The organism is Actinomyces johnsonii, assembly GCF_006546835.1.
Lineage (GTDB): Bacteria > Actinomycetota > Actinomycetes > Actinomycetales > Actinomycetaceae > Actinomyces > Actinomyces johnsonii.
This window is the reverse complement of sequence record NZ_VICB01000005.1, coordinates 203931-225631: the sequence shown is the minus strand read 5'-3', so window position 1 is coordinate 225631 and position 21701 is coordinate 203931. Positions and strand designations below refer to the sequence as shown.

At 69.3% G+C, this 21701-nt stretch carries 18 protein-coding genes; 6 read left to right on the top strand and 12 right to left on the bottom strand.

Annotated elements, in window-relative coordinates; genetic code table 11:
- Positions 1–172: 172 nt before the first annotated feature.
- Both FK256_RS05750 and FK256_RS05745 read right to left on the bottom strand, forming a co-directional pair.
- Positions 173–1831: an ABC-F family ATP-binding cassette domain-containing protein gene (locus tag FK256_RS05750; RefSeq protein WP_211343529.1), complete on the bottom strand. Its 1659-nt coding sequence runs from the start codon at positions 1829–1831 to the stop codon at positions 173–175.
- A 48-nt stretch (positions 1832–1879) separates the two neighbouring features.
- Positions 1880–2536, bottom strand: coding sequence for a hypothetical protein (locus tag FK256_RS05745; protein WP_141424026.1), 657 nt, complete (start codon positions 2534–2536; stop codon positions 1880–1882).
- 442 nt (positions 2537–2978) lie between these two features.
- Here FK256_RS05745 and FK256_RS05740 point away from each other — a divergent pair, with 442 nt between their 5' ends.
- A complete protein-coding gene (locus tag FK256_RS05740; protein ID WP_141424025.1) occupies positions 2979–5108 on the top strand; it encodes a glucose PTS transporter subunit IIA in 2130 nt (709 codons plus the stop codon).
- 114 nt (positions 5109–5222) lie between these two features.
- On the opposite strand, the gene FK256_RS05735 is transcribed toward FK256_RS05740, so the two are convergent.
- The 4 genes from FK256_RS05735 to FK256_RS05720 all read right to left on the bottom strand — a co-directional run bounded on the left by FK256_RS05735 (position 5223) and on the right by FK256_RS05720 (position 9102).
- Positions 5223–6095, bottom strand: a complete 873-nt coding sequence (locus tag FK256_RS05735) for a TrmH family RNA methyltransferase (protein WP_141424024.1) — start codon at positions 6093–6095, stop codon at positions 5223–5225.
- A 144-nt stretch (positions 6096–6239) separates the two neighbouring features.
- Positions 6240–7553 carry an SPFH domain-containing protein gene (locus FK256_RS05730; RefSeq protein WP_141424023.1) on the bottom strand — a complete coding sequence of 438 codons (1314 nt, stop codon included), beginning with the start codon at positions 7551–7553 and terminating at the stop codon, positions 6240–6242.
- Positions 7554–7723: 170 nt separating this feature from the next.
- On the bottom strand, positions 7724–8188 hold the full coding sequence (locus FK256_RS05725) for an NfeD family protein (RefSeq protein WP_021605197.1): 465 nt from the start codon (positions 8186–8188) through the stop codon (positions 7724–7726).
- Between the two features lie 92 nt (positions 8189–8280).
- Positions 8281–9102 carry an ABC transporter ATP-binding protein gene (locus tag FK256_RS05720; RefSeq protein ID WP_141424022.1) on the bottom strand — a complete coding sequence of 274 codons (822 nt, stop codon included), beginning with the start codon at positions 9100–9102 and terminating at the stop codon, positions 8281–8283.
- 115 nt (positions 9103–9217) lie between these two features.
- Between FK256_RS05720 and FK256_RS05715 the strand changes: the two genes are divergently transcribed.
- Entirely contained in the window at positions 9218–9952 is a 735-nt protein-coding gene (locus FK256_RS05715; RefSeq protein WP_141424021.1) for a hypothetical protein, read from the top strand.
- 46 nt (positions 9953–9998) lie between these two features.
- On the opposite strand, the gene glgA is transcribed toward FK256_RS05715, so the two are convergent.
- Positions 9999–11228, bottom strand: coding sequence for a glycogen synthase (gene glgA, locus FK256_RS05710; RefSeq protein ID WP_141424020.1), 1230 nt, complete (start codon positions 11226–11228; stop codon positions 9999–10001).
- Positions 11229–11623: 395 nt separating this feature from the next.
- Here glgA and glgC point away from each other — a divergent pair, with 395 nt between their 5' ends.
- Both glgC and serB read left to right on the top strand, forming a co-directional pair.
- A complete protein-coding gene (gene glgC, locus FK256_RS05705; RefSeq protein WP_009233890.1) occupies positions 11624–12868 on the top strand; it encodes a glucose-1-phosphate adenylyltransferase in 1245 nt (414 codons plus the stop codon).
- A 99-nt stretch (positions 12869–12967) separates the two neighbouring features.
- Positions 12968–13672, top strand: a complete 705-nt coding sequence (gene serB / locus FK256_RS05700) for a phosphoserine phosphatase SerB (RefSeq protein ID WP_141424019.1) — start codon at positions 12968–12970, stop codon at positions 13670–13672.
- Between the two features lie 69 nt (positions 13673–13741).
- Here serB and FK256_RS05695 read toward each other — a convergent pair whose 3' ends face one another.
- The 3 genes from FK256_RS05695 to FK256_RS05685 all read right to left on the bottom strand — a co-directional run bounded on the left by FK256_RS05695 (position 13742) and on the right by FK256_RS05685 (position 15917).
- Complete coding sequence (locus FK256_RS05695) at positions 13742–14242, bottom strand: SixA phosphatase family protein (protein WP_141424140.1); 501 nt, start codon at positions 14240–14242, stop codon at positions 13742–13744.
- Positions 14243–14331: 89 nt separating this feature from the next.
- A complete protein-coding gene (locus FK256_RS05690) occupies positions 14332–15159 on the bottom strand; it encodes an SDR family oxidoreductase (RefSeq protein ID WP_141424018.1) in 828 nt (275 codons plus the stop codon).
- A 29-nt stretch (positions 15160–15188) separates the two neighbouring features.
- A complete protein-coding gene (locus tag FK256_RS05685) occupies positions 15189–15917 on the bottom strand; it encodes an SDR family oxidoreductase (RefSeq protein WP_211343528.1) in 729 nt (242 codons plus the stop codon).
- A gap of 175 nt (positions 15918–16092) precedes the next feature.
- On the opposite strand from FK256_RS05685, the gene dusB reads away from it, so the two are divergent.
- Positions 16093–17397 carry a tRNA dihydrouridine synthase DusB gene (dusB, locus tag FK256_RS05680; protein WP_244936181.1) on the top strand — a complete coding sequence of 435 codons (1305 nt, stop codon included), beginning with the start codon at positions 16093–16095 and terminating at the stop codon, positions 17395–17397.
- 52 nt (positions 17398–17449) lie between these two features.
- Here dusB and FK256_RS05675 read toward each other — a convergent pair whose 3' ends face one another.
- Positions 17450–18775: a YibE/F family protein gene (locus tag FK256_RS05675; RefSeq protein ID WP_141424015.1), complete on the bottom strand. Its 1326-nt coding sequence runs from the start codon at positions 18773–18775 to the stop codon at positions 17450–17452.
- A gap of 192 nt (positions 18776–18967) precedes the next feature.
- Positions 18968–20359, bottom strand: coding sequence for a glycine--tRNA ligase (locus FK256_RS05670; RefSeq protein ID WP_141424014.1), 1392 nt, complete (start codon positions 20357–20359; stop codon positions 18968–18970).
- A 218-nt stretch (positions 20360–20577) separates the two neighbouring features.
- Between FK256_RS05670 and FK256_RS05665 the strand changes: the two genes are divergently transcribed.
- Positions 20578–21639 carry a metal ABC transporter substrate-binding protein gene (locus FK256_RS05665; protein WP_170197915.1) on the top strand — a complete coding sequence of 354 codons (1062 nt, stop codon included), beginning with the start codon at positions 20578–20580 and terminating at the stop codon, positions 21637–21639.
- Positions 21640–21701: the final 62 nt, after the last annotated feature.

The following is a 21701-nucleotide window of genomic DNA, read 5'->3' as shown; positions in this document are numbered from 1 at the left end:
GCCGGTTCTCCGGGCGAGGGCTACCGATCTCCACCGGAGCCAACGCTCCAGTTAGACGCCTTGTTCCTGGTGACAACCCTACGCGGTTCCCACGCCGGGACTTCAGTGACGGGACTCACTGTGTCCGACAGCGTCCAATCATCCGAAACGGGCGAGGCGGACATCGCCCGTCTCAGGCCAGGGCCACCAGCTCCAGGTACTCCGGCCCCCACAGGTCCTCATCGCCGTCGGGCAGCAGGAGGACCCGGTCGGGACCCAGGGCTTCGACGGCGCCCTCATCGTGGGTGACCAGGACGACCGCTCCGGCGAAGGTGCCAAGGGCTCCCAGGATTTCCTCGCGGCTGGCGGGATCGAGGTTGTTCGTGGGCTCATCGAGCAGGAGGACGTTGGCGCTGGAGACCACGAGCATCGCCAGGGCGAGGCGGGTCTTCTCCCCGCCGGAGAGGACCCGGGCGGGCTTGTCGGCGTCCGCCCCGGAGAAGAGGAAGGAGCCCAGGACGCTGCGCACCTGGGTGTCGTCCATGCCGGGGGCGGCGCGGCGCAGGTTCTCCACGACGGTGGCCTCGGTGTCGATGGTCTCGTGCTCCTGGGCGTAGTAGCCGATCTTGAGGCCGTGGCCGGGGATGACCTCGCCGGAGTCGGGCTCCTCCACTCCGCCGAGCAGGCGCAGGAGCGTCGTCTTGCCGGCGCCGTTGAGGCCCAGGACCACGACCCGGCTGCCGCGGTCGATGGCCAGGTCCACCCCGGCGAAGACCTCCAGAGAGCCATAGGCCTTCGACAGGCCCGCGGCGCGCAGAGGGGTCTTGCCGCAGGGTGCGGGGTCGGGGAAGCGCAGGTGGGCGACCTTCTCCACCGCGGCCTCGTCCTCCAGGTCCGCCATGAGGCGCTCGGCCCGTTTGAGCATCTGCTGGGCGGCCACGGCCTTGGTGGCCTTGGCCCTCATCTTCTCCCCCTGGGCGCGCAGGGCCGCGGCCTTCTTCTCGGCGTTGGCGCGCTCGCGACGCCGTCGGTGCTCGTCGTCGGAGCGCTGCTTGAGGTAGGCGTCCCAACCCAGGTGGTAGACGTCGAGGACCCCGCGCCCGGCGTCGAGGTACATGACCTGGTTGACGGTGTCGCGCAGGAGTTCGACGTCGTGGCTGATGACGATGAAGCCCCCGGCGTAGGTGCGCAGGTGGTCACGCAGCCACAGGATCGAGTCGTGGTCGAGGTGGTTGGTGGGCTCGTCGAGCAGGAGCGTGTCGGGCTGCTGGAACAGGACCCGGGAGAGCTCGACCCGACGGCGCTGGCCGCCCGAGAGCGTCCCGATGGGCTGGTCAAGGACGCGGTCGGGCAGGCCCAGGGCGGCGCTGATGCGGGCGGCCTCCGAGGCGGCCGCGTAGCCGCCGGCCATGGTGAACTCGTGGTCCAGGCGCGTGTAGCGGTCCAGGGCTTTGGCCTGGGCCTCGCCCTCGGTGATGGCGATGCGCTCCTCGGCTTTGCGGATGCGGGCCAGGAGCGCATCGATGCCGCGGGCGGACAGGATGCGGTCGCGGGCGATCTCGCTCAAGTCACCGACCTTGGTGTCCTGGGGCAGGTAGCCCACCGAGCTCGTGCAGGTGATCGTGCCCTCGTGCTCGACGGCTTCCAGCCCGTGGCGCTCATCGGCGTCGTTGACGGCGCGTCCGGCCCCCTGCTCCACGGAGGCGGCGGCGAGCAGCTTGGTCATGGTCGTCTTGCCGGCGCCGTTACGGCCCACGAGGCCGATGCGCATCCCCTTGTCGACCCTGAAGCCGGCGTGGGCGACGAGTTGGCGGGCACCGATACGCAGGGTGAGGTCCTGGACATTGATCACGCGCGCCATCGTACGGGTCCACCGCTACCGCCCACCGCAACGGACCTATCAGTCCCACCACATCCACCAACCGACCCCGCCGCCAGCCCACTCGGGGCGGGTGCGCACGATGTCGTCCGGAAGGTACCGAGCGTCGAGATCGTATCGCTCCTTGACCCGCTCCCACAGGGCGGAGCACTGACAGGCGCGACTGTGCTCGGCGAAGACCTCATAGCCCTGCAGGTCGGGGTCGGCAATCCACAGGGCCTCGGCGCTCAGACGCTCGTCGTCGCGCTGGGGGCCGATCCCGTATCCGGACAGGCGCACCCGCCCGTCGGCACGAGCGCAAGCGGTCAGCATCGACTCCAGGCTCGGGGAGAGGTTCTGCCGGTCGGCCAGTGCCGGGACCGGGAGGCGAGCGAGCAGGTCGGCCGCCGTGGCGGCATCCATCCCGCGGAAGGGCACGTAGTCGCTCGTCGGGGCGCCGACGGCGTCCACGCGCAGCGCCGTCTCCCCCGGCAAGCGGCGCGGAGCGTCGAGCCAGGGCTCCAGCAGGTGCCACAGGCCGATGCGCACAGTCCAGCCCGGTGGGCCGTACAGGCGCTCTGAACCGGTCGCACCCGTCGGGGGCGGAACGGGAGGCGGAGTCGCGGCGGGCGGGCGGACGGGAATGGTCGATGCGATCGCGGGTGCTGGCGACGATGCCAGGGACGTCTGTGCGCTCATGTCGAGCTCCTTCGCTTGAGACGGGTCGTGCTCCCAGCGTGCGAATACCGTTGAGTCGGCGCACCCGCTGGCCCGGGCGGCTGTGCCTAAAGGAAGCCTCATCTGCACGAACTGACCTCAGTGGACCCGCGGGTGCCGCGGGCTCACGAGCGTTGATCATCTCGGGGCGGGGCAGGCCATTGGCTCGAGGTGCTCATCCCCAACCGGCCGAGAGCGCCTCGAACCGGCGTCGCGCCGGAGACTGGCACCTACTGGACGGATTCTCGCCTTTCAGTTCTGGGCCTTAAGGCAGTAGCCTCTTCCCCAAGCACCTCCGCTGCACCTGCGTAGCACTGAAGGTGACAGATCCCCCCACCACCGAGAGCGAGCCCATCGAGGACCCGGAGCGCACCGGCGTGCATCCACCGTCGTCGTCCACCTCGCTCAGTAGGAAAGGGCCCGAATGGCAACCACGACCTCAACCCCTGAGGCAATCCTCGACGCCGTCGGCGGCGCCGAGAACATCATCCATTTCACCCACTGCGCCACCCGACTGCGCTTCGAGCTCAAGGACGCCTCCAGCATCGACAAGGCGACCGTCGAGGCCATCCCGGGCGTCATGGGCGCTGTCCCCCAGTCCGGAGACCGCTACCAGATCGTCATCGGTGGTGCCGTACAGAGCGTGTACGACGAGATCAACAACCTCCCGGCAATGAAGAGCCAGGGCGGTTCCTCGAGCTCGGGACAGTCCGACGCCGACGTCAAGGCGGCCGCTCGGGCCAAGGCCCGTGGCAAGAACGCACTGGTCGACGCCTTCTTCGAGTACCTCTCGGACTCCTTCCGCCCCCTGCTGCCGGCGCTGCTGGGCGCCTCGCTCATCATCGCGGGCGAGGCCATCTGTGAGGCCTTCCACCTCATCAACACCCACGCGGACGATGCGGACAAGCCGGCCATGCTGCTGTTCGTCGACGCCATGTTCCGCAGCGTCTTCTACTTCCTGCCGATCATGGTGGCCTACAACGCCTCCAAGAAGCTCAAGATCGACCCTTGGGTCGGTACCGCGATCATGGCTGCACTGCTCACGCCCGAGTTCCTCAAACTAGAGACGCACCCAAGCACCACCTGCGTCCAGAACGCTACGCTGAACTCGAAACTGTGCACGGCTCATATCGCCGGACTGCCCATGCAGCTCAACGGCTACGGTGGTCAGGTCTTCGTCCCCCTCATGATGGTGGCCATCCTGGCCCTGGTCTACAAGGGACTGGTCAAGATCGTTCCGTCCAACGTGCAGATGGTCTTCGTGCCCTTCCTGTCCTTTGTCATCATGATGCCGGTAACGGCCTTCCTCATCGGCCCCCTGGGCGTGTGGATCGGTACCGCCCTGGGCACGGGCCTGTTCTGGCTCAATTCTCACGCCCCGATCATCTTCGCGATCCTCATCCCCATGGTCTACCCCTTCCTGGTGCCGCTGGGCCTGCACTGGCCGCTCAACGCCCTCATGCTGGCCAATATCGCCTCGGACGCCACACACCACACCGATTTCATCCAGGGCCCCATGGGCGCATGGAACTTCGCCTGCTTCGGCGCCACCGCCGCCGTCCTCGTGTGGTCCGTCCGAGACAGGGACAACGAAATGCGCCAGACCGCCACCGGTGCCCTCTTCGCCGGTCTGCTCGGCGGAATCTCCGAGCCCAGTCTCTACGGTATCCACCTGCGCTTCAAGCGCATCTACCCGTTCATGCTCGTCGGCTGTGCCGTCGGCGGCCTCGTCGAGGGCATCGGCAGCATGATCGGAGGCATCGAAGGCGTCACAACCAAGACCTTCGCCTTCACCTCGCTGCTGACCATTCCGGTCTTCAACCCCATGGCTCTGTACGGCATCGCCGTCGCTGCGGCCTTCGCCACCTCTTTCTTCCTCATCGTCACCTTCGGATACCGCACCAAGGAGGAGCGGGCCGAGGCACTCGCCGCAGCGGGCGTCGTCGAGGCCAGCGAGGCCACCGTCTCCGCCCCGGCTGAAGCCGCTGAGGAGCCCAAGGTCGGCAGCACCACCTCGACTGCTACTACTGAGGAGGGCGACCGGACCGCCAAGGCCCCCACGCCCAAGCCGGCCCTCGTTCCCGGCGCGGTCACCGAGATCGCCTCGCCGCTCAAGGCCACGACCATGGAGCTGGACAAGGTTCCCGACCCGGTGTTCTCCTCGGGCGCCGTCGGCCAGGGCGTCGGTCTGGAGCCCGAGGGCGACATCGTCGTCACGGCTCCAGCCGATGGCACCGTCGTCGTCGCCCCCTCCTCAGGGCACGCCTTCGGCATCACCCTGGACAATGGCGTGGAGATCCTCATCCACGTGGGTCTGGACACCGTCAACCTGGAGGGCAAGGGCTTCGATGTCAAGGTCTCCCAGGGCGACCGCGTCAGCGAGGGCCAGGAGCTAGTGCGTGTGGACCGCTCCGTCATCGAGCAGGCCGGCTACCCGCTGACCACGCCGGTGCTCATCACCAACACCGCCTCCTTCGCCTCCGTCGAGGTCGTCGGTGGCGACTCGGTGGAGCCCGGTGACGCTCTCATCAAGGTCACCGCGCCCGAGGCCTGAGCCTTCAACGCCGCCGGTCTGATCGGCCGCTGATACGACGTCGGGGCCGGATCCGTCAACGTACGGATCCGGCCCCGACGCGTCGCCTCCGCCCGTCACCGGCAGCGCAGCAGGTCAAGTGCCAGGTCGTGGCAACCGCAGCGCCCAGAAGGCCACGGCCGCGGCGGCCGCCACGTTGAGGGAGTCCACTCCCCCGGCCATCGGGATGCGCACCACCTCGTCGGCCGCCGCGATCGTCCGGCGGGACAGGCCATCGCCCTCCGTGCCCAGGACGACGGCGACCCGTGAGTCCGGGGCCGTACAGGCCGGTGAGGCCGCGAATTCGTCCAGAGCCACCGACTTCTCCGACAGCGCCAGGGCCGCCACGGTGAAGCCCTGCGCGTGGAGCTCGTCCATGGCGGGCCAGCGCTCGATCCGGGTCCAGGGGACCTGGAAGACGGTACCCATGGAGACGCGCACGCTGCGCCGGTAGAGCGGGTCCGCGCAGCGCGGGGTGACCAGGACGGCGTCGATCCCCAGGGCCGCCGCGCTGCGGAAGGCGGCCCCCACATTCGTGTGGTCCACCAGGTCTTCCAGGATGGCGACCCGTCTGGCACCCGCTCCCCCGCGGGCGGCCGACAGCAGCTCGGGGACGGCGGCGAGCTCGGGCCGGTTCATGGCGGCCAGCGCCCCGCGGTGCAAATGGAATCCGGTGATGGACTCCAACACCTCCTCGGAGGCGACGAAGACGGGCACCTCCCCGCCGTCGTCATGTCCTCCGCAGCCAACTGCGGAAGCGATGACCGGGCGCATCTCATCGAGGTGGCGCGGGGCCATGAGGAAGGAGCGCGGGGCGTGCCCGACGGCGACGGCCCGCGTGATGACCTTGGAGGACTCGGCCATGTACAGGCCGCGCCGGGTTTCCAGCCGGCGGCGCAGCGCCACGTCCGTCAGCCGGGTGTAGTCCGCCAGGCGCTCATCGGCGCCATCGGCCAGCTCAATGATCATCGCCCGTCACCTTCTGGGGCTTTCCCCGCTCAGCACAGCAGTACGGCGGGAAGAATAGGCCGATCCGCCTGGATCACCTAGTCTTCCCGCCGCAGCGTGCCGTGAGGCTCACCTGAGGCCGGTGGCCGACGTCAGGGATGTGTCTCAGGCCCCGTAGGGTCCCTGGGGCGCACCGGGAGGCGTGCCGTAACCGGGCTGGGCCTGGATCCCGTAGCCGCCGCCCCTCGGGGGCACGGTGCCGGGTTGACCGGACTGCTCAGCGGGTCCGGCCGCGTGGCTACCGTGTGCGGAGTGATTCCCCTCGACGCCGTCGGAGGTCGGGACGGTCACCGTCGCCCCGTCGTCCACGTCGTCGGCGGGAGGCTTCGGAGCGGCATTCCCCTTGGGAGCGGGCTCCTCACTGGCCTCCTGGGAGGCCGACTCGACCTCGCCGCGAGCCTGGGCAAGGGCCTCCTCGGGGGCCTGGAGGCTGGTGCTGGCCAGGTCCGAGGCGATGCCCAAGTCGAGTTCGCTGCCCGAGAGGTCGACACCGGCACTGGAGTCGTCATCGCCGTCGGAGCCGCTCGGGCCGCCACCGGGACCGCCGTCCTTGCCACCGCCGAGGGCGCCGGCAATCCCGTCGAGGGCCGCGGTGAACTCGGTGGGCACGATCCACATCTTGGAGGAGGAGCCGTTGGCGATCTTGGGCAGGGTCTGGAGGTACTGGTAGGCCAGCAGCTTGGAGTCGGCGTTACCGCGGTGGATGGCGTCGAAGACCTGGAGGATGGCGCGGGACTCACCCTGGGCCTTGAGGATCGCGGACTGCGCCTGACCCTCGGCGCGCAGGATCGCAGACTGCTTGTCACCCTCGGCAGTGAGGATCTGGGACTGCTTGACACCCTCGGCCGTCAGGATCGCGGCGCGGCGATCGCGCTCGGCGCGCATCTGCTGCTCCATGGAGCCCTGGATGGAGGCGGGCGGGTCGATGGATTTCAGCTCGACGCTGTTGACGCGGATGCCCCAGCGGCCGGTGGCCTGGTCCAGGACGCCGCGCAGCTGACCGTTGATCTGGTCGCGGCTGGTCAGCGTCTGCTCCAGGTCCATGGAGCCGACGACGTTACGCAGCGTGGTGACCGTCAGCTGCTCGATGGCCTGCAGGTAGTTGGAGATCTCGTAAGTGGCGCGCGTCGGGTCGGTGATCTGGTAGTAGACCACCGAGTCGATGCTCACGACGAGGTTGTCGGAGGTGATGACCGGCTGGGGCGGGAAGGAGACGACCTGCTCGCGCATGTCCATGACGTTGCGCACCCGGTCGACGAAAGGCACCAGGAAGTGGAGCCCTGCAGTGTAGGCCGCCTGGAAGCGTCCCAGGCGCTCAACGATGATCGCGGTGCTCTGCTTGACGATCCGCACCGCCCGGAAAATGATGACGATGACCAGTACAGCCAGGAGAAGCAAGATGAAGGAGATGACGGGCACGAGTTTCCTCCTGCGGGGTTGAACGGGTGGTCAGGGCGGCTGCGAGCCGTCCACAGTAATTGAGAACTAGTAGGGTACGGGCGCACGGATGTGACGCCATCGATGCCAACACAGTAGGACACCGCCAGAGGGGTCGAAACCGCTTCGGACTTCTCGGGTGGATCCCGATGTCAGGACCCGGGGGCATCGGCGGGTGTAGTCGCCGGGGCGACGACGGCCACGGCCCCGTCGATCTGGGTGACGGTGACTCGGGCTCCGGCCTCCAGACGCCCTGTCCCCTGAGCGCTGGGGGCGAGGCGGGCGCTCCACTCCTCGCCTCCCAGGCGTACCCGCCCACCGCCGTCGTCCACTGCGGTGATGGTCGTGGCCGGCCGGCCGATGAGGGCATCGACGTTGGTCTTCATCTGGGGTGTGGTGGCCGCCAGACGCCGCTTGGCCCAAGGGCGCACGGCGAAGAGCAACAGGGTGGAGATGCACCCGAAGACCACCACCTGGGCCCACAAAGGACCGCCGAGGAAGGCCGTCAGTCCTCCTCCCAGGGCGCCACCAGCGATCATGAGGAAGGTGAGATCGGCGGTTACCGTCTCAACGACGACGAGGAGCAGGGCCCCTCCGATCCAGAACAGCCATTCCATGTGAGCCTCCTGATGAACGCGGTTGATGAGTCGTGGCCCGGTATGGGCGGAATTATGGTGCGCTCCGGCGCGGCCGATCGTGCTCGGTGACGTCAGCCCCGGGCCTCGGCGACGCGCCTGCCGTGACCGCGCCGCAGGCCTCGGGCGGTGTATCGGCCGCGGTCGTGGGTGACCTCCAGCGGCATGCCGAAGGTCGCACTGATCGTGTCCTCGGTGAGGACCTGCTCCAGTGGTCCGGAGCCCACGACCTTCCCCTCGCGCAGCGTGAGCGCGTGGGTGAAGCCCTCCGGGATCTCCTCGAGGTGATGGGTCACCAGGATCATGGAGGGCGAGTCCGGCGAGGAGATGATCTCCGTGAGCGCAGACAGGAGCTGCTCGCGGCCGGCCAGGTCCAGACCCGAGGCCGGCTCGTCGAGGAAGAGCATCTCCGGGTCCGGCATGAGGGCGCGGGCCAGCTCGACGCGCTTGCGCTCCCCGGAGGACAGCGTCCCCCAGACGCGGTCGGCCAGGTGCCCGGCGCCCAGGGCGCCCAGCAGGGCGTGGGCGCGCTCCAGGTCTAAGTCGTCGTATTCCTCGCGCCAGCGCCCAATGCGACCGTAGGAGGCCGACAGGACCACGCCCAGGACCCTTTCACCACCCTCGATACCGGCGGCCAACGCCGAGGATGACAGGCCAATGCGAGGATGGAGCTCAGAGACGTCCACGCGCCCGAGCCGCTCGGAGAGGATGTCCACCGTCCCGGAGGAGGGGAAGAGCCTGGCCGAGGCGATACTGGCGATCGTGGTCTTGCCCGCACCGTTGGGTCCCAGCAGCACCCAGTGCTGGCCCTCCTCAACGGTCCAGCCGACGTGACTGAGGATCTGGTTGCTGCCGCGGTGCAGCGAGACGTCGTCAAGGTGCAGGACACTGGTCATGAGTCGATCCTATCGTGCCACCGGCGTCACACCGGGCAGATGAGGGGCGGCCGAGCGGGACCGGTCCCCATTCGGATCCGAGCCGGAACGCCGCCATTCACTATGGTGGAGTTCCGTGGAGCCCCTCAACCTGCCCGTGAGCATCGTGCTGGCCCTGTGGGCACCGGTCCCCTCTTCTCACGGACTGTCGCTCGTTCAGGGACCCGACGGCGTCCATGACGTCATCGGCGCCACCTCCGACGGCATCGATGCGTCGATCGGTTCCGCAGACGATCCCGAGCGCGTCGGCCTGGAGCAGTGGCTCACCGGTGCCCGCCCGCTCACCCGGGTGACGGCGGTCCTCCCCTCCCCCGTCTCCAGCGCCGGCGCCTGGGGCATCGTCCCGGACATCGAAGAGGGCGTCGTCGTCGAGGGCGCGACCGGGCGGGTGCTGCTGGTGCCCGAGGGCTCCGGCGCCTCCGTGGCTTGGCGGGCCGAGCCGATGGCCAGCCCACTGCCGCCGTTGGATGCCGCCCATGCCCGCAGGCGGGTGCACGCCGCCACGGAGGAGGCGATCGACTCGCTCATCGAGCTCGACCTGGCCCGCGAGCGCCCGGAGATGGCTGATGCGCTCAACGATCTGCTCACGGCCGTGGTGGAGCCGAGTCTCATTCCTCCCTGGCTGTCTGGGCGCAACAGGGAGCTGCTGGAGCGCTCTTTGCGGCTGGCGGAGATCTGCGAACTGGCGCTGGGTGACGACGGAGCGGCCATGACGGCCCTCCAGGCGCAGCGGCGTTCCGGTGTCCTGCGCCCGCTGCTGGCGGTGGCTCGTCACGGCGCCGCGGCGGCCACCGAGTGGTGGGCCCGATAGAGGGGCCGTATTACTCGGTGGCGCGGCCGGGCGGGAACCGTCCCGTTCAGCCCTGGGCCAGGACCCAGTTGTAGACGTCCATGGTGCGATGAGCGATGGCTTCCCAGGCGAAGTGCTCCTCGACGCGGCGTCGGGCGGCCTTGCCCATGGTCTTGGCGGCCTCGGTGTCGGTGACCAGGGTGGTCAGGCGCTCGGCCAGGTCGGCCTCGAAGCGGGCCGGGTCGATGGGGGTGCCGGTGCCGTCCTGGACCTGCTCGATGGGGACCAGGAGGCCGGTCTCGCCGTCGACGATGACGTCGGGGATGCCGCCGGTGGCTGAGCCGACGACCGGCAGGCCCACGGCCATGGCCTCGAGGTTGACGATGCCCAGGGGCTCGTAGACCGAGGGGCACACGAAGACGTCGGAGGCGGCCAGCACGGCGATGAGCTCGGGGCGCGGCAGCATCTCCTCGATCCAGACCACGCCGGTGCGCTTCTCGCGCAGGCCGGCCACGAGGCCCTCGACCTCGGCCTTGATCTCGGGGGTGTCGGGGGCGCCGGCGCACAGGATGACCTGGACGTCGGCGGGCAGCTGCTCGCAGGCGCGCAGCAGGTGGGGAAGGCCCTTCTGGCGGGTGACGCGTCCGACGAAGACGACGGTGGGGCGGTCGGGGTCGATGCCGAGCCGCTTGAGGGTGGCGGCGGCCGCGGCGTCGGCCTCCTCGCCCTGCGGGTGCTTCCAGGCCTCGAGGTCGATGCCGTTGTGGACGACCTTGACGCGCTCGGGGTCGACGGCCGGGTAGGAGCGCAGGATGTCCTCGCGCATGCCGTTGGACACGGCGATGATGCCGGAGGCGGCCTCGTAGGCGGTCTTCTCCGCCCAGGAGGACAGGGCGTAGCCGCCGCCGAGCTGCTCGGCCTTCCAGGGGCGCAGGGGCTCCAGGGAGTGGGCGCTGATGACGTGGGGGACGCCGTGGAGCAGGCCGGACAGGTGACCGGCGAGGTTGGCGTACCAGGTGTGGGAGTGGACGAGGTCGGTTCCCTCGGTGCCCTGGGCCATCTCCAGGTCGACGCCGAAGGTGCGCAGGGCTGCATTGGCGCCGTCGAGCTCGGCGATCTCGGGGTAGCCGGTGACGCCGTCCTCGGCGCCCTCGGTGCCGGGCTCGCGGGGGCCGCCGAAGGCGTGGACGCGGACGTCGGCAAGGGGGCGCAGGACCTTGGCGAGCTCGTTGACGTGGACTCCGGCGCCGCCGTAGATGAAAGGTGGGTACTCCTTGGTCAGCAGGTCGACCCTCATGGGTGTGCCTCTCCTCTGTCTGCTGGATGGACTGACCGCGCCTTCCTCGGCGCAGGACGGGCGCCTGCGGTGGAGCGGGCGCCACATCCGACGGTATACGTACACCGGACCGGGTGGGACCGTTCGACGTCGGTGGTTTCCACCGAACTCTCGCGTATGGAGCCTTCGGAGGACTGAGACGGGGGCGGATCTAGATCGAAGGTCCGGGTTGAGGACCAGCCCCTCGTCCTCCTCCGAGGCTCTGTCAGGGTCGCCAGGCTCGGCTGTACCCGCCAAGACCGGCGAAGATGCGCCCCGCCCGCCCTCTCGGGCAGCGGCGGCGGCCGGCTCGGGATTGGTCCGAATTGTGATCTGTTTGTCCCCGTAAGTGCCCTAAGCAACGTAAGGTAGGCCACATGGCTCAACCTCGCGTACTAGCAATCGTCCTCGCCGGCGGTGAGGGCAAGCGTCTCATGCCCCTGACCGTCGACCGCGCGAAGCCCGCCGTTCCTTTTGGCGGCATCTACCGGCTCATCGACTTCTCGCTGTCCAACATGATCAACTCCGGCTTCCTCAAGGTCGTGGTGCTCACCCAGTACAAGTCTCACTCGCTGGACCGCCACATCTCCAAGACGTGGCGCATGTCCGACATGCTGGGCAACTACATCGCCCCGGTGCCGGCCCAGCAGCGCGTGGGCAAGCACTGGTTCCTGGGGAGTGCCGATGCGATCTACCAGTCCCTCAACCTGCTCGACGACGAGCGGCCCGACTACGTGGTCATCACCGGTGCGGACAACATCTACCGCATGGACTTCTCCCAGATGCTGGATCACCACATCGCCTCCGGGCTGCCCTGCACCGTGGCGGGTATCCGTCAGCCCCGGTCCCTGGCGGATCAGTTCGGCGTCATCGAGACCGACCCGTCCGACCGGGGCAAGATCAAGGCCTTCGTCGAGAAGCCCAAGGAGACCCCTGGCCTGCCGGACTCCCCCGATGAGGTTCTGGCCTCGATGGGTAACTACATCATGAATGCCGACGCGCTCCTTGAGGCCGTCACGGTGGACGCCGCCGACGAGTCCTCCAAGCACGACATGGGCGGCAGCATCGTGCCCTGGTTCGTGAACCAGGGTGCGGCGGGCGTCTACGACTTCAAGGATAACGACGTTCCCGGCTCCTCCGAGCGCGACCGCGACTACTGGCGCGACGTGGGGACCGTGGACGCCTTCTTCGAAGCGCATCAGGATCTCATCTCGGTGACGCCCGTGTTCAACCTATACAACGACCGCTGGCCGCTGTTCGCCGGGTACCAGGCGGCCATGCCTCCGGCCAAGTTCGTCTACGGGCACCACGAGCGCCTGGGGCACGCGGTCGACTCGATCGTCTCGCCGGGCGTCATCGTCTCCGGCGGTGAGGTGATCTCCTCGGTCCTGTCCCCCGGCGTGCGAGTCAACTCCTGGTCCTCGGTGCGCGAATCGGTCCTCATGGACGGCGCCGAGGTCGGCCGTAACACCGTGGTCAACCGCGCGATTCTGGACAAGTACGTCCGGGTCGAGGAGGGCGCCATGGTGGGTATCGATCCCGAGCACGACCGTGAGCGCGGCTTCACCGTGACCGAGTCCGGCATCACGGTGGTGGCCAAGGGGCAGGTCGTCACCCGCTGATCCGAGCGGCCTCCAGGCCCGTCTCCTCAAAGCAGCTGCGCCGTCTCCCGGTTCATCCCGGGGAGACGGCGCAGTCGCGTGCGCGGCTAGCATGACGCCATGAGCAGTACTTCCCCCACCCCTGCCGGTCCGTCGGTCAGCGGCGCGCTGACCGACGGACCGCTGATCACCGAGGGCCCCGGCCTGCTGGTCATGGACGTGGACTCCACCCTCATCGAGCAGGAGGTCATCGAGCTCATCGCCGAACGGGCCGGGACGCGTGAGCAGGTCGCCGAGGTCACGGCCCGGGCGATGCGCGGGGAGCTGGACTTCGCCGCCTCGTTGCGCGAGCGGGTGGCGACGCTGGCCGGGGTCTCCGACGGCGTCTTCGCCGACGTCCTCGCCGAAGTGCGCCCCACCGAGGGTGCGGCCGAACTCATCGAGGCGCTGCACGCGCGCGGCTGCCGGGTGGGAGTTGTCTCCGGCGGCTTCGAGGAGGTCGTGGCGCCCCTGGCCGAGCGGCTGGGGATCGACCATGTGGCGGCCAACCGCCTGGAGGTGGCCGGCGGCGTGCTCACCGGCCGGGTGCTGGGGAAGATCGTGGACCGTCAGGAGAAGGTCCGCTGCTTGCGCACCTGGGCCGAGCAGGACGGGGTGCCCATGGAGCGCACCATCGCCGTCGGGGACGGGGCCAATGACCTAGGGATGCTGGCGACCGCTGGGCTGGGAGTGGCGTTCTGCGCCAAGCCGGTCGTCGTCGAGCAGGCCGACGCCGCCGTGCACGTGCGCGACCTGCGGGCCGTCCTGCAACTGATCCAGAGCTGATCGGAGCCTGATCCGAACCCGGCCGAGGGACGGCGCTACCGGCCGATGGCCCACCGCGGGCCATCTGAATCAGCCGCGCCGGCGAGCGGTGAAGATCTCGCGGATACGGGCGCTACTGGGCCCCAGGTCGGTCCAGCGGCCGGGAACATCGATGATGACGGCGGTGGCCGTGGGCACGCCGAAGGAGATTTGGGAGGCCATGTCGTCGTCGGTGTCGTGGAGGATGTGGGCCAGCACGGAGATCGTGGGCTCGTGGCCGACGACGACCACCGTGCCCGCGTCTCCGCCGTCCTCGGACAGGACCCTCAGGATGCCGTTGGGACCCAGGTTGTAGATTTCCTCGCGCACCAGGGTGTCGGTAGGCTCGAGGCGGTCGCGCAGGGGGCGGGCGGTCTCGCGGGCGCGGGCGGCAGGGGAGACCAGGAGCAGGTCGGTGGCCTCCAGGCGCTTGCGCAGTTCCTTGGCCAGCAGGTCGGCCAGGGCGGCGCCCTTGGGCGTCAGAGGACGTTCCAGGTCGGTGACGGCGTCGTGGGAGGCCTTGGAGTGTCGGACGAGCACGAGCCGGCGCATGGGATCCGTTGTCACGGTCCTACCCTACGGCACGGCGGCGGTCCAGACATGGCTGTCGCGCATGGCTGTCGCGGCGCGCTCGAGTACGGTCAGCCGACGACGCACGCCCCGCCGTCGACGTGGATGGTCTGCCCGGTAGTGGCGGGCATCCAGGGGGACAGTAGGGCGACGGCGCTGCGGGCCACGGCGGTGGCATCGCCGGCGTCCCATCCCAGAGGGGCGGTGGCGTCCCAGCGCTGGGAGAGCTCCCCGAAGTCCGGGATGGCGCCCGCGGCGGTGGTCCTCAAGGGGCCCGACGAGATGGCATTGACCCTCACGCCACGTTCTCCAAGCTCGACGGCGAGGGCGCGCACTGCGGCCTCCAGCGCCGCTTTGAGGGGGCCCATCCAGCCGTAACCGGGCCAGGCGCGGGCGCTGTCGAAGGTCAGGGTCACGATGCTGCCGCCGCGGTCCAGCAGTGGGGAGGCGGCGTGGACGAGGGCGGGCAAAGAGGCCGCTGAGACGGTGAAGGCGCGTTCCAGGTTGCGCATTCTGCCCGCCTGCTCTGGTTGATCAGCGCTCTGCGGATCGGTGCCGGGGGGCTCGGGTGGGAGGACGGTTCCCAGCAGGTCGGGGTCTGCGCGGGCGATGGAGTGGACCAGACCGTCCAGGCGGGTGATGCCCAGTTCCCGTAAGGCGGGGGCCAGGGCGGCCAGTGAGTCGGCGTCGGCCACGTCCAGGGGCGTCACAGGGTCGGGCAGACCGAGGCCGCGAGCCACCGAGGCGGTGGCCGCCAGGGTGCGGGGGTGCCCCGTCAGCAGGACACGTGCGCCCTGCTGCGCGGCCACCTCTGCGACTCGGGTGGCGATCGAGCTGGGCCGTAGGACGCCGGTGACGAGCACTGTGCGGTCACTGAGCAGTCCCATGGGAGGGTTCATGCTCTCATCGTCCCACGCCTGCCGACTGTCTATCGCCCTATGCCCATGCCGCCGTCGACGCCGAGGATCGCGCCGGTGACGTAGGAGGCCGCCGGGGAGGCCAGGAACAGGACGGGGCCGGCGACGTCGGCGACCTCGGCGAAACGCCCCAGGGGGATCTGCTCGAGGTAGGCGGTGCGGATGTGGTCGGGCAGGGAGGAGGTCATGGTGGTGCGCACGAATCCGGGCGCCACCGCGTTGACGGTGATGCCGCGCGGCGCGAGCTCACGGGCCAGGGATCGGGTGAGGCCCTCCACCCCGCCCTTGGCGGCGCCGTAGGCGGACAGGCCCACGCCTCCGCGGGCGGCAATCACCGAGGAGACCAGGATGATGCGTCCCCGGCGGGCCCGCATCATGGCGGGGGTGACGGCACGCACCGTGTTGAAGGTGCCGGTCAGGTCGGCTGAGATGACCTCGTCCCACATCTGGGAGGAGGTGCGGGCGGCCAGGGACTCCCGGTTGATGCCGGCCGAGGCCACGAGGACCTCGATGGTGCCGTGCGCCTCGGTGGCGGCGCTGAGCGCTTGGGCCAGCGCCTCGGGGTCGGTGACATCGGCGGCCAGCCCCAGGACTCCCTCGGGGGCCTCACCGGAACGGGAGATACCTGCCACCCGGTCGCCCTGTGCGAGGAATGCCTTCGCGACTGCCTCCCCAATCCCCCGGGAGGCACCGGTCACGACGACGGAACGTGGTATTGACGGCTCGGTCTCTTCGTTCATCAGCACAAACACACAAGGTAACGCGCGCGAGCATTCATCATCAGTAGTTCGTCACGCAGCACCCTCGATTAACCTGTGTTATCTCTCCCACAGGTGGTCCATACCTGTGCCTGTGCGGGGCCGAACGGCACGGCGGGTCAACATCTTGACACCCGTCGTGTGTCAGCATGTCAGGGTGACCACGACCGAGACCATCTCCTCCTCCCACGGCGCCGACGCATCCGGTCGCGCACCCGCACCGCTGCGCATCGGCCCATTGGAGGTGTCCACCCCGGTCGAGCTCGCCCCCATGGCGGGCGTCACCAACGCCTCTTTCCGCCGACTGTGCCGCGAGATGGCTGAGGCGGCCCTGCCCGAGGCGCTTTCACCCGCCTCCCCAGGCCCGGTGGCGGCGCCGGGCGCTGGCCTGCTGGCCCCGGCGGGCCTGTACGTCACCGAGATGGTCACCACCCGGGCCCTGGTGGAGCGCAACGAGCGCACCCTGGCGATGGTGCGCACCGACCCGGCCGAGCGGGTGCGCTCCATCCAGCTCTACGGGGTCGATCCGGCCACGGTGGGCGCCGCGGTGCGGATCCTGGTGGAGGAGGATCTGGCCGACCACATCGATTTGAACTTCGGCTGTCCGGTGCCCAAGGTGACGCGCAAGGGCGGCGGGGCGGCGCTGCCCTGGAAGCGCGACCTGCTGGCGGCGATCCTCACCGAGGCCGTGCGTGCCAGCGAGGCGGCCGTCCGCGCCACCGGCCGGGCACGGGAGGTCCCGGTGACCATGAAGATGCGTCTGGGCATCGACGAGGAGCACGAGACCTTCCTCGATGCCGCTCGGGCCGCCGAGAACGCCGGGATCGCGGCCGTGGCCCTGCACGCCCGCAGCGCGCACCAGCACTACTCGGGCCAGGCCCGGTGGGAGGAGATCGCCCGACTCAAAGAGGCCACCGACCTACCGGTGCTCGGCAACGGGGACATCTGGCTTGGCGACGACGCGGTGCGCATGATGGAGGCCACCGGCTGCGACGGCGTCGTCGTGGGGCGCGGCTGCCAGGGGCGGCCCTGGTTGTTCGCCGACATCGTGGCGGCCCTGCACGGCTCGGACGCGCGTACCCGCCCGGACCTGGATACCGTCATCGAGGTGATCCGCTGCCACGGGCGCATGCTGGCCGCCGAGATGGGCGAGGACCGGGGAGTGCGCGACCTGCGCAAGCACGTGGGCTGGTACCTCAAGGGCTACCCGGTCGGCGGCGCCGCGCGCGCCGATCTCATGGGGATCAGGACGCTGGCCGAGCTTGACGCCGGCCTGGAGCGGATGCGCTCGCGCCTGCCGGAGATCGTCGACTACCCCGGCGACATCGTCGAGGGCCCCCGGGGCCGGGCCGGCAGTCCCAAGACCCCGCGCCTGCCCGACGGGTGGCTGGACTCCCCCGTCCTGGATGAGGCCCACCGCGAGATGCTCAGCCAGGCCGAGTCCGACGTCTCCGGCGGCTGAGCGAGTCTGACTGCCGTCCTCCGGTCTGCCTCGTCAGTCAGTCGTCCGTCAGTTAATCGTCCACGACCGGGGTGACGCGGCATAGGGCCGCCGCGATCGCCGTTGTCGCCGGGATCGCTAGGACCAGGCCGATGGAGGAGATGAGGGTGCGCACGATCTCCTCGGCGATCTCGCCCGAGAGCATGGTGTCCAGCACCGCGCGGTCCATGAGGGCCGCGGCCAGGATGAGCGGCAGCGCCGTGCCGGCGTAGGCGAAGGCCAGGGTGTAGACGGTCGAGGCGATGTGGTCCCGGCCGATCCTCATCCCGCCGGTGAACAGGCGCGTGCGCGACAGCAGCGGGTTGGCGGCGTGCAGCTCCCACACCGAAGAGGCCTGGGTAATGGTGACGTCGTTGAGGACGCCGAGGCCGGCGATGACCATGCCGCAGGTCAGCAGCGTCTGCAGGTCAATGTGCGTGCGGGAGGCCAACAGGCGGGCGGTCTCGTCGACATCGCCGGTCAGGTGGGCGGCGTCGGTCCCCCACAGGGCGAGCAGGACGGTGAGCACGATACCGGCCACCGTTCCCAGCAGGGCCGTCGTGGTGCGGATGGACACGCCGTGGGCCACGTAGACAGCCGCCAGCATCATCGCCATCGAGCCGACCAGTGTCACCGCCAGCGGGTGGGAGCCGGACAGGAGGGCCGGGATCATGAAGAAGGCGAGCACGCCGGTAGCCACCAGCAGGCCCAGGACGCTCAAGACGCCCTTGCGCCCGGCCACCGCCACGACGAGCACGAGGTAGACGATCGTCAGGGCGCCGACCGGGAGCTGGCGATGGTAGTCGATGAAGGAGTAAGGGGAACCGGACAGGATCGCCTGGGGTGAGTAGAGGACGACGAGGCGATCGCCAACGTGGGCGAGCTTGCGGGGCTCACCCACCAGCTGGACCGGCATGATCAAGTCCTTGCCCTCACCCTCCGTGATGCGGGCGCACACGTGGCCCTTGGCGAAGGCGTCCTGCGTGACGCCGTTGACCTCCGTCAGGGCGCTGACGGCGCTCTGGCAGCTCGACAGGTCCAAGGAGGTGATGGTGGCCCGGCCCACCGAGCCGCCCTCGGCGGTGAAGGAGCGCGAGCCGATCAACGAGCTCTTGCCCGGCCACAGCATGAACAGCCCGACGACGGTGGCCAGCACCAGGGCGCCGACGATCACGCCGAGTACGATTCTCACCCGGCGGACCTCGCCCGCCTCCAGGTCCAGGGGCCCGGAGTGGGAGTGGCTGTGCCCGCTATGGCCGTGGCCACGGCTACGGTCGTGACCGGTTTCCTCGGCCGGCTGCCCGGGAGGGTCCTCTGAAGGGATGGTCTCATGGCTCGGGGAGGTTGAGTTGGTGCTCACCGTCCCATCATGCCCGCCCCGCGCCTCTGAGGTGAGCCAGGGACACGGGGCGGCTTGGGGGATGCCCTGCACCCCGTCCAGGGGTCTGGCCGCTGAGTGCCGGAGCTGGGAAGGCATCGCTGCCTCATGGTGCCTGAGGACGCTCCGCCGTCGGAGCCGGATCCGACGGCGGAGCGCAGAGTAGGACGGGCCTCAGCAGCCCACGAGCCGCTCGGCCAGGTAGCGCTCGACGCCCTCGAGCGGGATGCGCTCCTGGGTCATGGTGTCGCGCTCGCGCACGGTGACCGCGCCGTCCTCGGGCGAGTCGAAGTCGTAGGTGAGGCACAGGGGCGTGCCCACCTCGTCCTGGCGGCGGTAGCGGCGGCCCACCGCGCCGGCGTCGTCGTAGTCCACGTTCCAGGAGCGGCGCAGGCAGGAGGCCAGCTCCTTGGCCGGGCCGGTGAGCTCCTCCTTGCGGCTCAGCGGCAGGACGGCCGCCTTGACCGGGGCGATGCGCGGGTCGAGCCTGAGCACGATGCGCTTGTCCACCCCGCCCTTGGTGTTGGGGGCCTCATCCTCGGTGTAGGCCTCCACCAGGAAGGCCATGAGCGAGCGGGTCAGGCCGGCCGAGGGCTCGATGACGTAGGGGGTCCAGCGCTCGTTCCTGGTCTGGTCGAAGTAGGACAGGTCCTTGCCGGAGTGTTCGGCGTGGGTGGACAGGTCGAAGTCGGTGCGGTTGGCGATGCCCTCGAGCTCGCCCCACTCCGAACCGGCGAAGCCGAAGCGGTACTCCAGATCCACAGTGCGCTTGGAGTAGTGGGAGAGCTTCTCGGCGGGATGCTCGTACTCGCGCAGGTTAGCGGGGTCGATACCCAGGCCCACGTACCAGGCCTTGCGGTAGTCGATCCAGTACTGGTGCCACTCCTCGTCCGTACCCGGCTCGCAGAAGAACTCCAGCTCCATCTGCTCGAACTCACGAGTGCGGAAGATGAAGTTGCCGGGCGTGATCTCGTTGCGGAAAGACTTGCCGACCTGGCCGATGCCGAAGGGCGGCTTCTTGCGGGCCGCGCTCATGACGTTGGCGAAGTTGATGAAGATTCCCTGAGCGGTTTCGGGGCGCAGGTAGTGCAGGCCGGACTCGTCATCGACCGGCCCCAGGTAGGTCTTGAGCAGGCCAGAGAACTCGCGCGGCTCGGTCCAGGAGCCCGGCTGGCCGGTGACGGGGTCGGGCACCATGTCGAGGGTGACGGCCTCGGGTTCGAGGCCCTTGCGGGCGGCGTAGTCCTCAATGAGCTGATCGGCGCGGTAACGCTTGTGGGTGTGCAGGGACTCCACGAGCGGGTCGGTGAAGGCGCCGACGTGGCCGGAGGCGACCCAGGTCTCGCGCGGCAGGATGACCGAGGAGTCCAGCCCGACGACGTCGTCGCGGGAGCGGACCATGGACTGCCACCACTGGCGCTTGATGTTCTCCTTGAGCTCGACGCCCAGCGGCCCGTAGTCCCAGGCCGAGCGGGTTCCGCCGTAGATCTCGCCGCAGGGGAAGACGAATCCGCGACGCTTGGCGAGGTTGATGACGGCGTCAAGGCGTGAAGGGGTGGATGCCAACGGAGTGCTCCTTCAGGAGTAGTCGTGGTCCCGCCTGGTTGGTGGGGACGAGTGGGGACAGTCTAGGCCGAGGGCCGTCATGAGTCGGTGAGGGGCCCGTCGCACCGCGACCTCGCGGCGCAGATGCGCCGATTCCCCTGGCAAATCGGCTCTCAGCAGCGCACACGCATACTCGCCGTGGTTTGACGCACGAGATCAAGAGTATGAGAATGATTCGCATGAGTGTTTCACAGACTCGTTCTCATCACCTCCGTCGCATCGCGGCGTTCGGAGCGGCCCTGATCCTCGCTGCCGGCATGAGCGCGTGCAGCGCCCTGAAGAGCGAGAGTTCGTCGGCATCCTCCGCCCATACGATCGCACCGGGCAAGACCCTGACGGTCTCGACGTCCTTCTACCCGATCGCTTACCTGGCCGAGGCCATCGGCGGCCCACTCGTCAAGGTCTCCACCGTGACCCCTCCCAACGTCGAGCCGCACGACTTCGAGCTCTCCGGCAAGGAGACCGCCGAGCTGGGCAAGGCCGACCTCATCGCCTACGTCCCCGGCTTCCAGCCCTCCTTGGACAAGGCCGTCAAGGAGGTCGGCTCCGGGCCCACGGTGCTGGACCTGAGCAAACCCGCCAACCTCGTCCACCACGAGGGGGTCGAGGAGGAGCACGAGCACGGTGACGAGGCCGCAGACGGTGCTACCGCCGAGTCCAGCGGGACCAGCCATGACGAGCACGGGCATGACGAGCACGGCCACACCGAGGGCAAGGAGCACGGCAACGACCTCGACCCGCACTTCTGGCTCGACCCGCAGCGCATGATCGCGGTGGCCGAGACCATGGAGGCCTCCTTCGCCAAGATCGACCCGGCCAACGCCAACGACTACAAGGCCGGACTGGACAAGCTCAAGACGGCGCTGACCAACCTGGACACGCAGTACACCCAGGACCTGTCCAGCTGCCAGCGCACCACCTTCGTCACCTCCCACGCCGCCTTCGGCTACATGGCCGACCGCTACAAGCTGACCCAGGCCTCCATCTCCGGCATCGACCCCGAGACCGAGCCCAGCCCCGCCGAGCTGGCCAACATCAAGACGGTGGTCGAGAGCACGGGGACAACGACGATCTTCACCGAGGAGCTCGTCTCCCCCACCACGGCCCAGACGATCGCCGCGGAGACCGGGGCGCAGACCGATGTCCTCAGCCCCCTGGAGTCCAAGCCCGAGCAGGGTGACTACACCGACGCCATGACCACCAACCTGGGGCGGCTCAAGGCCGCCCTGGCCTGCCAGTAGAGTCGGGGCCGGCCGAGCCCGGCGACCCGAGCAGATGACATCCAACCAGATCGGCATGATCA